Origin of the sequence: Ectopseudomonas guguanensis, assembly GCF_900104265.1 — a bacterium.
In the GTDB taxonomy this organism is placed as follows: domain Bacteria; phylum Pseudomonadota; class Gammaproteobacteria; order Pseudomonadales; family Pseudomonadaceae; genus Aquipseudomonas; species Aquipseudomonas guguanensis.
In genome coordinates this window covers 149,490-164,736 of the sequence record NZ_FNJJ01000012.1, presented here as the reverse complement: position 1 = coordinate 164,736, position 15,247 = coordinate 149,490, and the positions used below count along the sequence as shown (strand labels likewise).

Genomic DNA, 15,247 nt, shown 5'->3' with positions numbered 1-15,247 from the left:
CGCGACAAACGGCGGACGCGGCGCAATCTGGGTTTCCCTCGGCAGACGGCGCTCATGTATGCTACGACGTTTTCCGAAAAGCCCCATTCCTTCAGCGCCAGAGCCATGCACGAACAGTACTCGCCCCGTGAAATAGAAGCCGCCGCGCAGTCCCACTGGGACGCGCAGAAATCCTTCGTCGTCAGCGAACAGCCCGGCAAGGACACCTTCTACTGCCTGTCGATGTTCCCCTACCCCAGCGGCAAGCTACACATGGGGCACGTGCGCAACTACACCATCGGTGACGTGATTGCCCGCTACCAGCGCATGCAGGGCAAGAACGTGCTGCAGCCGATGGGCTGGGACGCCTTCGGCATGCCGGCGGAAAACGCCGCGATGAAGAACCAGGTGGCGCCGGCCAAGTGGACCTACGAGAACATCGCCTACATGAAGTCCCAGCTCAAATCGCTGGGCCTGGCCATCGACTGGACGCGCGAAGTCACCACCTGCAAGCCGGACTACTACCGCTGGGAACAGTGGCTGTTCACCCGCCTGTTCGAGAAGGGCGTGATCTACCGCAAGAACGGCACCGTCAACTGGGACCCGGTGGACCAGACCGTACTGGCCAACGAGCAGGTCATCGACGGCCGGGGCTGGCGTTCGGGCGCGCTGATCGAGAAGCGCGAAATCCCGATGTACTACTTCAAGATCACCGCCTATGCCGATGAGCTGCTGAGCAGCCTGGACGAGCTGGATGGCTGGCCCGAGCAGGTCAAGACCATGCAGCGCAACTGGATCGGCAAGAGTTTCGGTGCCGACATCGTGTTCGACTACGACGTCGCCAGCATCGGCATCGATGGTCAGCTGAAGGTCTACTCCACTCGCCCCGACACCCTGATGGGTGCCACCTACGTCGCCGTGGCCGCCGAACATCCGCTGGCCCAGCGCGCTGCCGAATCCAATCCGGCCATCGCTGCCTTTATCGCCGAGTGCAAGGCCGGCTCCGTGGCCGAGGCCGACATGGCCACCATGGAGAAGAAAGGCCTGGCCACCGGCCAGTTCGTCATTCATCCGCTGACCGGCGACAAGCTGCCGGTCTTTGTCGCCAACTACGTGCTCTGGGGCTACGGCGAAGGCGCGGTGATGGCCGTGCCGGCGCATGACGAGCGTGACTTCGAATTCGCGGGCAAGTACGACCTGCCGATCAAGCAGGTATACACCGGCGAAGGCAAGGACTACGACACCAGCACCTGGCAGGACTGGTACGGCGACAAGGCCGGCCTGACCACCATCAACTCCGGCAAGTACGACGGTCTGGATTTCAGCGCCGCCTTCGACGCCATCGTCGGCGACCTGGAAGCCAGCGCGCACGGCGCGCGCAAGACCCAGTTCCGCCTGCGCGACTGGGGCATCAGCCGCCAGCGCTACTGGGGCTGCCCGATCCCGATCATCCACTGCGAAAGCTGCGGCGACGTACCGGTGCCGGAAGACCAGCTGCCGGTGGTGCTGCCCGAAGACGTGGTGCCGGACGGCGCAGGCAGCCCGCTGGCGAAGATGCCCGAGTTCTACGAGTGCAGCTGCCCGAAATGCGGCGCCCCGGCCAAGCGCGAAACCGACACCATGGACACCTTCGTGGAGTCGTCCTGGTACTTCGCCCGCTACGCCAGCCCGAACTACGAGGGCGGCATGGTCGACCCGCAAGCGGCCAACCACTGGCTGCCGGTGGATCAGTACATCGGCGGCATCGAGCACGCCATCCTGCACCTGTTGTACGCGCGCTTCTTCCACAAGCTGATGCGCGACGAAGGTTTGGTGTCATCGAATGAGCCGTTCAAGAATCTGCTGACCCAGGGCATGGTGGTTGCCGAGACCTACTACCGCACCCTGGAAAACGGCGGCAAGGACTGGTTCAACCCGGCCGACGTCGAGGTCGAGCGTGATGCCAAGGCCAAGGTCATCGGCGCCAAGCTGAAGAGCGACGGTCTGCCGGTGGAGATCGGCGGCACCGAGAAGATGTCCAAGTCGAAGAACAACGGCGTCGACCCGCAGGACATGATCGATCAGTACGGCGCCGACACCTGCCGCCTGTTCATGATGTTCGCCTCGCCGCCCGATCAGAGCTGCGAATGGTCGGATGCCGGCGTCGAGGGCGCCAATCGCTTCCTGCGTCGCGTCTGGCGTCTGGCTCACGCTCACGTCAGCGCCGGCCTGCCGGGCAAGCTGGATATCACCAGCCTCAGCGACGAGCAGAAGGCCGTGCGCCGCGCCATTCACCTGGCGATCAAGCAGGCCAGCAACGATATCGGCCAGCACCACAAGTTCAACACCGCCGTCGCCCAGGTGATGACGCTGATGAACGTGCTGGAAAAGGCCGCCACCGCAACCGAACAGGACCGCGCGCTGGTGCACGAAGGCCTGGAGATCGTCACCCTGCTGCTGGCGCCGATCACCCCGCACATCAGCCACGAGCTGTGGCAGCGCCTGGGTCACAGCGATGCAGTGATCGACGCGCAATGGCCGCAGGTCGACGAATCGGCCCTGGTGCAGGACAGCCTGACCCTGGTGGTGCAGGTCAACGGCAAGCTGCGCGGGCAGATCGAAGTACCGGCCTCCGCTTCCCGCGAAGAAGTCGAGGCCGCCGCCCGCGCCAACGAGAACGTGCTGCGCTTCACCGAAGGCCTGAGCATCCGCAAGGTCATCGTGGTGCCGGGCAAGCTGGTCAACATAGTCGCCAACTGATTAAGCTCGGCGCCACCGATACGTGGCGCCGTGATCCGCCAAGGGGATATGAGAATGATGAAACGGAATCTGCTGGTCATCGGCCTGGCCGGCCTGCTCAGCGCCTGTGGCTTCCAGCTGCGCGGCACCGGCGACGTGCAGTTCGCCCTCAAGGAACTGGACGTCAGCGCGCGCGACGCCTACGGCGACACCGTGCAGCAGGTGCGCGAAGTGCTGGAGAACAATGGCGTGCGCGTTTACGCCGGTGCGCCCTACAAGCTGGTGATCGCCCGCGAAACCGAGAACCGCCGCAGCGCCAGCTACAGCAGTGGCGCTCGTACCGCCGAGTATGAGCTGACCATGGCGCTGGACTATGAAATCCGTGGCGGGCAGAACCTGCTGCTGACCGGCAACAAGGTGGAAGTGCAGAACTACTACCAGCAGGACGACAACAACCTGGCCGGCTCCGACCAGGAAGCCGCGCAGCTGCGCAGCGAACTGCGCCGCGAGATGATCCAGCAGCTCACGCAGAACCTGCAGCAGATCACCCCGGCCCAGCTCGACCAGTTGCAGCAGACCGCCGAAGCCCGCGCCAGGGCAGAAGCCGAAGCACTGGAAGCGGCTCGTCGTGCTCGCGAGAGCCAGGTCGCGCCGCAGCAGTCGCCGATCGAACTGCCAATCCAGTAAGGCACCAGGGCCGCCTCTGCGGCCCTCGCCCACTCGCCTCATGACATCACCTCGATGAAGCTCGCCCCCGCGCAACTCGGCAAACACCTGCAAGGCGCGCTCGCACCCGTCTATGCGATCAGCGGTGACGAGCCGCTGCTCTGTCAGGAAACCGCTGACGCCATCCGCAACGCCTGCCGCCAGCAGGGTTTCAGCGAACGCCAGGTGTTCAACGCCGAAGCCAACTTCGACTGGGGCAATCTGCTGCAGGCCGGCGCCAGCCTCTCGCTGTTCGCCGAAAAGCGTCTGCTGGAACTGCGCCTGCCTTCCGGCAAGCCAGGCGACAAGGGCACCGCAGCGCTGCTCGAATACCTGTCTCGGCCGCCCGAGGACACCGTGCTGCTGCTGAGCCTGCCCAAGCTCGACGGCAGCACGCAGAAATCCAAATGGGCCAAGGCGCTGATCGACGGCCAGGTGAGCCAGTTCATCCAGATCTGGCCGGTGGACGCCAACCAGCTGCCGCAATGGATTCGCCAGCGCCTGGCGCAGGCCGGCCTGAGCGCCAGCGCCGATGCGGTGGAAATGATCGCTGCCCGCGTCGAAGGCAACCTGCTGGCCGCCGCCCAGGAAGTGGAAAAGCTCAAGCTGCTCGCCGAAGGCAATCAGGTGGATGCCGAAACCGTGCAGGCCGCCGTGGCCGACAGCGCCCGCTTCGACGTGTTCGGCCTGATCGACTGCGCCCTGGCCGGCGACGCGGCGCACGCCCTGCGTGTCCTCGAAGGGCTGCGCGGCGAAGGCGTGGAAACCCCGGTGATCCTCTGGGCACTGGCGCGCGAGATTCGTCTGCTGGCCGGCATCGCCCACCAGCAGAGCCAGGGCATGCCACTGGACAAGGCCTTCGCCAGCGCCCGTCCGCCGGTGTGGGACAAGCGCCGCCCGCTGGTTTCCAAAGCCCTGCAGCGCCACAGCAGCAAGCGCTGGGGCCAGTTGCTGCAGCAGGCGCAACTGATCGACGCGCAGATAAAGGGCCAGGCACCCGGCGATCCCTGGAGCGAACTGGCCATGCTGACCCTGCAACTGGCCGGGCAGCGCCTGCGTCTTTCTCCGTAGGGCGGGTGCAACCCGCCACCCGATGATGGCGGGTTGCACCCGCCCTACGCCCCCGTCTGGACATTTTCTGAACAGCGGCGCATAGTCCGCGCCGTCTGCATTGGCGCAGGCCAGTTCGCATGAGGAAACGCCATGAGCAAGAAAACCGGCAAACGGCCGAACAAGGCCAAATCCATCATCGCCCAGCCCCTGTTTCGCTCCCGCCAGGAACGACCGCAGAAAGGCAAAGGCAGCTACCGCCGCGAAGCCTCCCACAATTGGGAGGCTTCTTGCTTTATGGGCCGGTTAGCTGCGCTGATAGCCCAGAATCCGGCGCGAGCATGCTAAGGTAGCAGCCTGCTTAAACGCCTTGAGATAGACATGCCACACCAGTTTCCCCGTCGCGCCCTGGCTTTGCTTCCTGTCCTGCTGCTGGCGGCCTGCGCCCAGGCCCCGGCGGAAAACCTGCCCACAGTTGCCCCCCAGGCAACCGCCCAGACCCCAGCCGAAGAACCGCTGGCCAGTTTCGCCGACTGGCGACGTGCACTGCGCAGCGAGGCGATTGCCGCCGGCATCGACGCCGCGCTGTTCGATCGCGTATTCGCCGGCGTCACCCCCGACCCGGCAGTGCTCAAGGCCGACAGCAGCCAGCCCGAGTTCACCCGACCGGTGTGGGAGTATCTCGACGGCGCCGTCTCCTCCAGCCGTATCGGCCGTGGCCGGGTACTGCTGGCGCAGCATAACGCCGTGCTGCAGCGCATCGAACGGCAATATGGCGTGGAAGCTCCGATCCTGGTGGCCATCTGGGGCCTGGAAAGCAACTTCGGCAGCAACATCGGCAGTCATAGCGTGATTCGCTCTCTTGCGACCCTGGCCTACGACGGCCGTCGCCAAGGTTTCTGGCGCGTGCAGTTGCTGGCCGCGCTGCAGATCCTGCAGAACGGCGATGTGCCCAGCGAACGCATGATCGGCTCCTGGGCCGGCGCCATGGGCCAGACCCAGTTCATGCCCACTACCTACAACCAGCATGCAGTGGACTTCGACGGCGACGGCAAGCGCGACCTGTGGGGCTCCTCGACCGATGCACTGGCTTCGGCCGCCCACTACCTGCAGGCATCGGGATGGCAGCGCGGCCAACCCTGGGGCTTCGAAGTGCGCCTGCCGAGCGGCTTCGATTATTCGCTGGCCGACCCGGACCAGCGCCGCACGCTGGCCGAATGGGCCGAACTCGGCGTGCGCCCGCTGGCGCCCACCGGAGCAGCCGCCAGTGCCCGCGCCAGCCTGCAACTGCCTGCCGGGCACAAAGGCCCGGCCTTCCTGCTGCTGGACAACTTCCGCAGCATCCTCAAGTACAACAACTCCACCTCCTACGCGCTGGCCATCGGCCTGCTCGCCGACAACCTGCTGCGCCCCAGCGAAATCCAGGGTCAGTGGCCCCGAGGCGAGCGGCAACTGGGCCGCAGCGAGCGCGTCGAGCTGCAGGAGCGGCTGGCCCAGGCGGGCTTCGACCCCGGCCCGGCCGACGGCATCATCGGCGCCAATACGCGCAAGGCCATCCGCGCCCTGCAGCTGCAGCTGAACTGGCCGGCCGATGGCTACCCCAACACCGAGTTGCTGCAACAGCTGCGCGCCCGCTGAGCCTGGGAGGCGCCTTGCCGATGGGGTTGTCGACAGGCGGCCCCAGCGTCTGCATACACCTTCTGTGGTAGACTGGCGGGCGGCCAAAAGCCACCTGCCCACGGAGCCTCTACCGGAGCCCAGATTTCCGATGTCCGACACTCCCTCGCCCAAATCCGTCGCCAGCGGCGAAAAATTCCGCACTGCCCAAGGCATCACCGCGATCAAGGATGGTCAGAAGCGCCGCGCCTCGGCCGAGCCCCAGGTCTTCGAGCCCAAGCCCAAATGGCTGCGGGTCAAGGCCCCGGGTGGCAGCCGTTTCGAGGCGGTCAAGCGCAACGTCGGCGAGCACCGCCTGAGCACCGTGTGCCAGGAATCGCATTGCCCGAACATGGGCGAGTGCTGGTCCAACGGCACCGCCACCATCATGCTGATGGGCTCCGTATGCACCCGCGCCTGCCGCTTCTGCGCCGTGGATACCGGCAACCCGAATGGCTGGCTGGATCTGGAAGAGCCGCAGAACACTGCCAAGTCGGTGGAACTGATGGCCCTGCGTTATATCGTGCTGACCTCGGTGGATCGTGACGACCTGGAAGATGGTGGCGCCGCTCATTACGCCGCCTGTGTCCGCGCGATCAAGGAAAACACCCCGCAGGTGGTGGTCGAGGCCCTGACCCCGGATTTCGATGGTGATCACCAGGCCATCGAGCGCGTCGTCGACTCCGGTCTGGAAGTCTTCGCGCAGAACGTCGAGACGGTCAAACGTCTGACCCATGTGGTTCGCGACCCGCGCGCCGGCTACGAGAAGACCCTCAAGGTACTCGAACACGCCAAGAAGCATCGCCCCGACGTGCTGACCAAGACCAGCCTGATGCTCGGCCTGGGCGAAACCGACGAGGAAATCCTCGAAACCATGGACGACCTGCGCGCCATCGGCGTGGACATCCTCACCCTCGGCCAGTACCTGCAGCCGACGCGCAACCATCTCAAGGTGCAGCGCTGGGTCAGCCCCGAGGAGTTCAACCGCCTGCGTGACATCGGCTTGGCGAAGGGCTTCATGGAAGTCGCCGCCGGCCCGCTGGTCCGTTCCAGCTACCGCGCCGACCGTGTGTTTGAGAAGAACAACCTGGGCCTGGCCGCCCCGGTTCCGGTGCCCGGCCAGGAAGTCGATGCCAGCCTGATTCCGGCGCTGAACCTCAACTGAGCCCGCTCTTCACGACAAACGAAAGGGACGCCAAAGCGTCCCTTTTTCGTTGCTGAGAACAATGCGTGGCGCTGAAATTCAATGGCCTCATTGGTGCGCACAGCGCACCCTACGCATGCCTCGACCGGGCCACCGTCGTAGGGTGCGCCGTGCGCACCACGAGCTCCAAGCCAGATTTTTCGGCGCCTAGGAATATCCCAATCTATTGCGCAGTGCCTGTTCCAGTCGCTGCGCCACCTCCTCGAGCGAGGGCGGCGTGGCGAGCAGATCGCGCATCTGCGCCATCTTCAGCCCCGCGTAGCCGCAGGGATTGATGCGCGAGAAGGGCGTCATGTCCATGTCGACGTTCAGCGCCAGGCCATGGAAGGAACAGCCGCGGCTGACCCGCAGGCCCAGCGAGGCAATCTTGTCGCCTGCTACATATACACCCGGCGCATCCGCCTTCGGCGCAGCCTCGATGTCGTAGCCGGCCAGCAGGTCGACCAGGCTCTGCTCCATGGCGGTCACCAGCTCGCGCACGCCGAGATCGAGGCGACGCAGATCGAGCATCAGGTAGGCAACCAGCTGGCCAGGGCCGTGGTAGGTCACCTGGCCGCCGCGTTCGACCTGCACCACCGGGATATCGCCCGGCGCCAGCAGGTGTTCGGCCTTGCCGGCCTGGCCCTGGGTGAACACCCTGGGATGCTGCAGCAGCCAGATCTCGTCCGGCGTCTGCTCGTCACGCTCACGCGTCAACTGACGCATCGCTTCCAGCGTGGGCTGATACTCGACCAGCCCCAGGTGACGGACGACGAGCTCGGGCATGGCGATCACAGCACCATGTGCACGCGGCCGGTGGCGCGCAGGTCGACATGGATCGCCTGCAGCTGCTCGACGCTGGTGGCGGTGATCAGCACCTGCACCGAGAGGAAGTTGCCGTTGCGGCTGTCGCGCATCACCAGCGTCGAGGCATCCAGATCCGGAGCGTGACGCTGGATCACTTCGATCACCAGGTCGGAGAAACCCTCGCCGGCGGTACCGATGACCTTGATCGGGTAGCGCTCGCAGGGGAATTCGATTTTTGGCGGTTGAACGTCGTTATCGGTCATGGCGTCAGCGGGCTCTAAGCCCGTCCAGAAGAGGGCCGCCCCGGGTCGGAGCGGCCAGGCTTGTCAATTGAAGAGGCCGAAGAAGAACAGGCGGATGCTGTCCCACAGACGACGCAGCAGGCCGCCCTCTTCCACCGACTGCAGGGCCACCAGGTCGGTGCTGCGTACCACCTCGTCACCCAGCTTGACCTCGACCTTGCCGATCACGTCGCCCTGCTGGATCGGCGCAACCAGTTGCGGGTTGAGCGTCATGCTGGCCTGCAGCTTCTCCAGCTGGCCCTTGGGCATGGTCATGGTCAGGTCTTCGGCCAGGCCGGCCTTGACCTGGCTCGCCGCGCCTTTCCATACGGTGGCCTGGGCCAGCTCGGCGCCCTTCTGATAGAAGGTGCGGCTTTCGAAGAAGCGGAAGCCATAGGTCAGCAGCTTCTGCACTTCGGCAGCACGAGCCTGCTCGCTGACGGTACCGAATACGGCGGCGATCAGGCGCTGGCCGTCACGCACGGCAGACGCCACCAGGCAGTAGCCGGCCTCTTCGGTGTGGCCGGTCTTCAGGCCGTCCACGGTGTTGTCGCGCCACAGCAGCAGGTTGCGGTTGGGCTGCTTGATGCCGTTCCAGAGGAATTCCTTCTGCTTGTAGATGGCGTAGTGCGCCTGATCTTCGTAGATGATCGCGCGAGCCAGCTTGGCCATGTCGTGGGCCGAGGAATAGTGCTCCGGGTCCGGCCAGCCGGTGGAGTTCATGAAGTGGGTGTTGCTCATGCCGAGGCGCTGGGCATGGGTGTTCATCATGTCGGCGAAGGCATCCTCGCTACCGGCGATGTGCTCGGCGATGGCGATGCTGGCGTCGTTGCCGGACTGGATGATGATGCCGTGCAGCAGGTCGTCCACCGAGACTTCCTTGCCCACCTCGATGAACATCTTCGAACCGCCCTTGCGCCAGGCCTTCTCGCTGACGCGGACCATGTCGCTTTCCTTGATCTGGCCGCGGTTGATCTCCAGAGTGGCGATGTAGGCGGTCATCAGCTTGGTCAGGCTGGCCGGCGGCAGACGCTGGTCACCGTTGTTCTCCACCAGCACCTGGCCGCTGGCGGCATCCATCAGGACATAGGAGGTGGCCGCCAGTTGCGGAGGCGCGGGGATCACTTGCTGGCTGGACCAGGCGAGCGGAGCGGTCAGCAGGCCCAGGAAGAGGAAGGCACGTTGCGCGAAGCTGGTGATGTTCATCCGTCTCTCGAAGTTTATTGCTTGGGTTAAGCGACCCCGAAGGGTCATCTGGCAGCTCGCCGCGAGCGGCGAGCCTCGGATTTAGTCCGGCGCGAGCCGGTTAAGTTGCCATCAGTCGGCACGCACCAGGGTGGGCTGCCCGAGGTTGGCCAGGCGCACGCTGCTCTGCAGCTGCTCAGCCTCGCCCTGGTTGCTGATCGGCCCCATGCGCACCCGGTGCAGAATCTGCTGGTCGCGCACTACCGAGCTGATGAACACCGGCACACTGCTGGTCTGGCTCAGCTTGGACTTGAGCAGCTCCGCAGCGTCCGGATTGGCGAAGGCTCCCACCTGGAGATACAGGCCAGAGGCTGCGAGTGAATCGTTTTTTTTTGCGTCGATCTGCACCGGCACCACCGCAGCGGCGTGCTGTGTCGGCGGCGGCGAGTAGTGCTCGACGGCCTGCGAGACGGGCTGCGCGACAGGTTGGGCGACCGCGGCCTTGGCCGGCTGGTTGTTGGCCAGCACCAGCGGCACCGGACGCCCCTGCTGCGCCCACCACTCGTGAGGATCGATGCCTTCGACCTTGACCCGCGCGGTGCCCTTTTCGGCGTAGCCGAGCTTCTTCGCCGCGGCGAAGGACAGGTCGATGATGCGGTCGGAGTAGAACGGCCCACGATCGTTGACCCGCAGGATCACGCTCTTGCCGTTCTCCAGGTTGGTCACGCGCACGTAGCTGGGCAGCGGCAGCGTCTTGTGCGCTGCGGTCATGCCGTACAGGTCGTAGGTCTCGCCGTTGGCCGTGGCCTGGCCATGGAACTTGGTGCCGTACCAGGAGGCCGGACCGACCGCCTGGTAGCGGCGCGCGTCCTGGATCGGAAAGTACTGCTTGCCAAACACCACGTAGGGGCTGGCCTTGACCGGCCCGTAGTGCGGCATGGGAATGGCGTCCTGAATCTTCGAGACGTCGACGTCCCACCAGGGCGCGCCATCCTTGTGCGGGCGGTTGAAATCATCCGGACCGGAAATGCCGGTCGACTGACCGGGCACCACCGCAGGCTGCGGAGCCCGATTGGAAGAGCAGCTCGCCAGCAGCAGCGCTGCCGTTACGCAGGCTGCCAGCGGCAGCAGTTTGGACGCACTCATCGATTACCCCGTGCTTCGACCAGCAGCTCGGCCAGTTGATTGACCGCCATGGCATACATCACGCTGCGATTGTAGCGGGTGATGGTGTAGAAATTGGGCAAACCGAACCAGTATTCGTCGCCTTCGGCACCTTCCAGACGAAACGCCGTGACCGGTACGTCCTCGGCCAGCCGGTCCTGGCTGTTCCAGCCCAGCGCGCGCAACTCGGCGACGTTCTTCACCGGGTCCAGGCCCTGGGTCAGGCCCTCGTCGACGCGCGCACCGCTGACCTGGACGCGGCTGGCGACCTGGCCGCCGGCCTGCCAGCCATGGCGTTTGAAATAGCTGGCGACACTGCCGATGGCATCGGTCGGGTTGCTCCAGATGTTGATGTGGCCGTCGCCGTCGAAGTCCACGGCATAGGCGCGGAAGCTGCTCGGCATGAACTGCGGCAGGCCCATGGCACCGGCGTAGGAGCCTTTCAGCGAAAGCGGATCGACCTGCTCCTCGCGGGTCAGCATGAGAAATTCGCGCAGTTCCTTGCGAAAGAACGGCGCGCGCGGCGGGTAATCGAAGGCCAGGGTGGACAGCGCGTCCATCACTCGCCAGCTGCCGGTGTTGCCACCGTAGAAGGTCTCCACGCCGATGATCGCGACGATGAACTGCGGCGCTACGCCGTACTCGGCCTCGGCCTTCTCCAGCGCAGCCTGATGCTTGTTCCAGAACTCCACGCCCTGGGCGATGCGCTTGTCGGTGATGAAGATCGGCCGGTATTCCTTCCACGGCTTGACCTTCTCGGCCGGACGCGAGATGGCGTCGAGGATCGCCTGCTTGCGCTCGACATCGGCGAACAGCGCGTACAGCTGCTCGCTGGCGAAGCCGTAGTCACGGGTCATTTCCTCGACGAACTCGGTCACCTGCGGCGAATTCCGGTAGTCGGCGGCCAGGGTCTGGGCGCTGGCGCCAAGCATGCCGGCGATGCCGACTCCGATCATGGTGCGAACTGCCCAACTGCGCAGAGAATGCATTAACTCAAAACCCCCAAATCAAACCTGAGCGATCCACTTTCTGTGGGTGTGGATCGCCATCAATATCCCGAAGCCTGACAACAGCGTGACCAGATGGGTTCCGCCGTAGCTAATGAAGGGCAGCGGCACTCCAACCACCGGCAGCAGCCCGCTGACCATGCCGATGTTGACGAATACGTAGACGAAGAAGGTCATGGTCAGCGCCCCGGCCAGCAGCTTGCCGAACAGCGTCTGCGCCTGGGCAGTGATGACCAGGCCGCGCGCCAGCAGCAGCATGTAGAGCAGCAACAACAGACAGACGCCAACCAGGCCGAACTCCTCCGCGAGCACGGCAATGATAAAGTCCGTATGGCTTTCCGGCAAAAAATCCAGGTGCGACTGAGTGCCCAGCAGCCAGCCCTTGCCCAGCACGCCACCGGAACCGATCGCCGCCTTGGACTGGATGATGTTCCAGCCGGCGCCGAGCGGATCGCTCTCCGGGTTGAGGAAGGTCAGCACGCGGCGCTTCTGGTAATCGTGCATGACGAAGTACCACATGCCCACCGCCACCGGCACCACGGCTGCAGCGGCGCCAATGATCCAGCGCCACTGCAGGCCGGCCATGAACACCACGAAGGCGCCCGAGGCGAGAATCAGCAGCGAGGTACCCAGATCCGGCTGCTTGGCGATCAGCACCACGGGGATGGCGATCATCGCCAGGCTGACCAGCAGATGCTTGAAGCGCGGCGGCAGGTTGTGCCGCGCCAGATACCAGGCAATGGTCATCGGCATGATGATCTTCATCAGCTCCGACGGCTGGAAGCGGATCACCCCGGGGATGTTGATCCAGCGCGTGGCACCCATCGCGGTGTGGCCCATCACCTCCACCACCACCAGCAGGACGACGCCGATCACGTAGGCCAGGGGCACCCAGCGCGCCATGAAGCGCGGATCGAACTGGGCAATCACCACCACCGCGAGCATGCCGATGCCGAAAGAGGAGGCCTGCCTGATCAGCAGGTCGACGTTCTTGCCGCTGGCCGAGTAGAGAATGAACAGGCTGCCGGTGCCCAGGATCAGCAGCAGCAACAGCAGCCAGCCATCGATATGCAGGCGCTGCAGCAGGCTGGCGCGACGACGCAGGACGTCCTCATCGGACAGGGTGCGATCGAAATTGCTGATCATCGTTGGCTGACCTCGGACCTCTTGGGCGACGCGAATTCGGCCTTGAGCTGACCGGTCTCCTTGTCCAGCAACCAGGCATCCATCACCTGCTTGACCACCGGCGCGGCGACGCCGGAGCCGGATTCACCGTTTTCCACCATCACCGCGACGGCGATCTGCGGGTTGTCCGCCGGGGCGAAGGCGATGAACAGGGCGTGGTCGCGGTGGCGTTCCTGGACCTTGTTGCGGTCGTACTTCTCGCCCTGCTTGATCGCCACCACCTGCGCCGTACCGCTCTTGCCGGCGATGCGATAGACCGAGCCGTCCCCGACCTTGCGCGCGGTGCCGCGTGCACCGTGCAGAACCTCTTCCATGCCGCGAATGCCGTAATCCCAGAACTTCGGATCACGCAGCACGATATCCGGCATGGGGTTGGGGTCGACCGGCAGGCGGCCATCGACGCTCTTGGCCAGGTGCGGGCGAATCCACTTGCCACGGGTGGCCATCAGTGCGGTGGCCTGCGCCAGTTGCAGCGGCGTGGTCTGCATGTAGCCCTGGCCGATGCCGAGAATCAGCGTCTCGCCCGGGTACCAGGGCTGGCGATAACGCGCCCGCTTCCAGTCGCGCGAAGGCATCAGGCCGGCGGTTTCCTCGAACATGTCCAGCGCCACGCGCTGGCCGAGGCCGAAGCGGCTCATGTAGTCATGCAGGCGATCGACGCCCATCTTGTGCGCCAGGTCGTAGAAATAGGTGTCGTTGGAACGGGCGATGGCCAGGTTGAGGTCGACCCAGCCGTCACCGGTACGGTTCCAGTTGCGGTATTTGTGGCTGTGGTTGGGCAACTGATAGAAGCCGGGGTCGAACACCCGCGAGGTGGGCGTGACCACGCCGGCATCCAGGCCGGCCACCGCGACCATCGGCTTGATGGTCGAGCCCGGCGGGTAGAGGCCACGCAACACGCGGTTGTACAGCGGCTGATCGATGGAGTCGCGCAGCTCGCCATAGGCCTTGAAGCTGATGCCGGTGACGAAGGGGTTGGGATCGAAGCTGGGCTGACTGACCATCGCCAGCACCTCGCCATTGTTCGGGTCGATCGCCACCACCGCACCGCGACGACCGCCCAGGGCATTCTCGGCCGCTTCCTGCAGATGCACGTCGAGGCTCAGGACGATGTCCTTGCCCGGCTTCGGGTCAATGCGATTGAGCACACGCAGCACACGGCCGCGGGCATTGGTCTCGACTTCCTCGTAACCCACTTCGCCGTGCAGCTCGTCCTCGTAGAAGCGCTCGATGCCGGTCTTGCCGATATGGTGGGTACCGGCGTAGTCGGTCGGATCGAGGCGCTTGAGCTCCTGCTCGTTGATGCGTCCGACATATCCGACCGAATGGGCGAAGTGCTCCTGCTGCGGGTAATGCCGCACCAGCTGCGCCGCCACCTCGACGCCGGGCAGGCGGAACTGGTTGACCGCGATGCGGGCGATCTGCTCCTCGGAGAGTTCGAACAGGATAGGCACCGGCTCGAACGGACGCCGCCCCTGGCGCACACGACGTTCGAACAGCGCGCGCTCGTCCTCGGACAGCTCCAGCACTTCGACCACCGTATCGAGCACGCTCAGCCAGTCACCGGCACGTTCGCGGGTCACGGTCAGGCTGAAGCTGGGGCGGTTGTCGGCGATGATCACGCCGTTGCGGTCGAAGATCAGCCCGCGCGTCGGCGGCAGCGGCTGCACGTGGATGCGGTTGTTCTCCGCCAGGGTGCTGTGATGCTCGTACTGGATCACCTGCAGGTAGTACATGCGCATGATCAGCACGCAGGTCAGCAGGATGATCGCCACGCCGCCGACCAGCACGCGGCGCTTGACCAGGCGAGCGTCCTTTTCGTGATCCTTGAGGCGAATCGGCTGCGGCATCGATGACTACTTGTGATACGGGTGGCCGGACAGCAGGGTCCAGGCACGGTAGATCTGTTCGCCGAGCAGAATCCTGACCAGCGGGTGTGGCAGCGTCAGCGGCGACAGCGACCAGCGCTGTTCGCTGCGCGCGCAGACCTCCGGCGCCAGGCCTTCCGGGCCGCCGACCATGAGGTTGACGTTGCGCGCGTCGAGACGCCAGCGCTCCAGCTCAGCCGCTAGTTGCTCGGTGCTCCATGGCTTGCCATGGACCTCCAGGGTGACGATACGTTCGCCGGGCTGCACCTTGCTCAGCATGGCCTCGCCCTCCTGACGGATCAGGCGGGCGACGTCGGCGTTCTTGCCGCGGGTATTGAGGGGAATTTCCACCAGCTCCAGCGGCAACTCGGCCGGCAGACGCTTGACGTACTCCTGCCAGCCCTCCTCGACCCAGCGCGGCATGCGCGAACCGACGGCGATCAGCTTGATGCGCATTGC

13 protein-coding genes and 1 pseudogene are annotated in these 15,247 nt (G+C 65.1%); 6 read left to right on the top strand and 8 right to left on the bottom strand.

What is annotated here, in order from left to right:
* Window positions 1–105: 105 nt before the first annotated feature.
* From leuS to lipA, 6 genes and pseudogenes are all read left to right on the top strand, one after another.
* Complete coding sequence (gene leuS, locus BLS61_RS17880; protein WP_090433074.1) at window positions 106–2,718, top strand: leucine--tRNA ligase; 2,613 nt, start codon at window positions 106–108, stop codon at window positions 2,716–2,718.
* 54 nt (window positions 2,719–2,772) lie between these two features.
* On the top strand, window positions 2,773–3,384 hold the full coding sequence (locus BLS61_RS17875) for an LPS-assembly lipoprotein LptE (RefSeq protein ID WP_167358750.1): 612 nt from the start codon (window positions 2,773–2,775) through the stop codon (window positions 3,382–3,384).
* 54 nt (window positions 3,385–3,438) lie between these two features.
* Window positions 3,439–4,473, top strand: a complete 1,035-nt coding sequence (gene holA, locus BLS61_RS17870) for a DNA polymerase III subunit delta (protein ID WP_090433072.1) — start codon at window positions 3,439–3,441, stop codon at window positions 4,471–4,473.
* Window positions 4,474–4,605: 132 nt separating this feature from the next.
* Window positions 4,606–4,752: pseudogene (gene arfA / locus BLS61_RS17865) on the top strand (alternative ribosome rescue factor ArfA); the annotation flags it as partial.
* Between the two features lie 81 nt (window positions 4,753–4,833).
* On the top strand, window positions 4,834–6,090 hold the full coding sequence (locus BLS61_RS17860) for a lytic murein transglycosylase (RefSeq protein ID WP_090433068.1): 1,257 nt from the start codon (window positions 4,834–4,836) through the stop codon (window positions 6,088–6,090).
* A gap of 130 nt (window positions 6,091–6,220) precedes the next feature.
* A complete protein-coding gene (gene lipA, locus BLS61_RS17855; RefSeq protein WP_090433066.1) occupies window positions 6,221–7,273 on the top strand; it encodes a lipoyl synthase in 1,053 nt (350 codons plus the stop codon).
* Between the two features lie 186 nt (window positions 7,274–7,459).
* On the opposite strand, the gene lipB is transcribed toward lipA, so the two are convergent.
* From lipB to rlmH, 8 genes are all read right to left on the bottom strand, one after another.
* Window positions 7,460–8,077 (bottom strand): lipoyl(octanoyl) transferase LipB, encoded by a 618-nt coding sequence (lipB, locus tag BLS61_RS17850; protein WP_090433148.1) that lies wholly within the window; start codon window positions 8,075–8,077, stop codon window positions 7,460–7,462.
* Window positions 8,078–8,082: 5 nt separating this feature from the next.
* Complete coding sequence (locus BLS61_RS17845; protein WP_090433064.1) at window positions 8,083–8,361, bottom strand: DUF493 domain-containing protein; 279 nt, start codon at window positions 8,359–8,361, stop codon at window positions 8,083–8,085.
* Window positions 8,362–8,424: 63 nt separating this feature from the next.
* Complete coding sequence (locus tag BLS61_RS17840; RefSeq protein ID WP_090433062.1) at window positions 8,425–9,585, bottom strand: D-alanyl-D-alanine carboxypeptidase family protein; 1,161 nt, start codon at window positions 9,583–9,585, stop codon at window positions 8,425–8,427.
* A gap of 111 nt (window positions 9,586–9,696) precedes the next feature.
* Window positions 9,697–10,710 carry a septal ring lytic transglycosylase RlpA family protein gene (locus tag BLS61_RS17835; protein WP_090433060.1) on the bottom strand — a complete coding sequence of 338 codons (1,014 nt, stop codon included), beginning with the start codon at window positions 10,708–10,710 and terminating at the stop codon, window positions 9,697–9,699.
* Window positions 10,707–11,717, bottom strand: coding sequence for a lytic murein transglycosylase B (gene mltB, locus BLS61_RS17830; protein ID WP_090433058.1), 1,011 nt, complete (start codon window positions 11,715–11,717; stop codon window positions 10,707–10,709). Before mltB ends, BLS61_RS17835 begins: the two co-directional genes overlap by 4 nt.
* Before the next feature lie 18 nt (window positions 11,718–11,735).
* Window positions 11,736–12,881, bottom strand: coding sequence for a rod shape-determining protein RodA (gene rodA / locus BLS61_RS17825; RefSeq protein ID WP_090433056.1), 1,146 nt, complete (start codon window positions 12,879–12,881; stop codon window positions 11,736–11,738).
* Window positions 12,878–14,770 (bottom strand): penicillin-binding protein 2, encoded by a 1,893-nt coding sequence (gene mrdA / locus BLS61_RS17820; protein ID WP_090433054.1) that lies wholly within the window; start codon window positions 14,768–14,770, stop codon window positions 12,878–12,880. The genes rodA and mrdA overlap by 4 nt, the downstream gene beginning before the upstream one ends.
* A 6-nt stretch (window positions 14,771–14,776) precedes the next feature.
* On the bottom strand, window positions 14,777–15,244 hold the full coding sequence (gene rlmH / locus BLS61_RS17815) for a 23S rRNA (pseudouridine(1915)-N(3))-methyltransferase RlmH (RefSeq protein ID WP_090433052.1): 468 nt from the start codon (window positions 15,242–15,244) through the stop codon (window positions 14,777–14,779).
* Window positions 15,245–15,247: the final 3 nt, after the last annotated feature.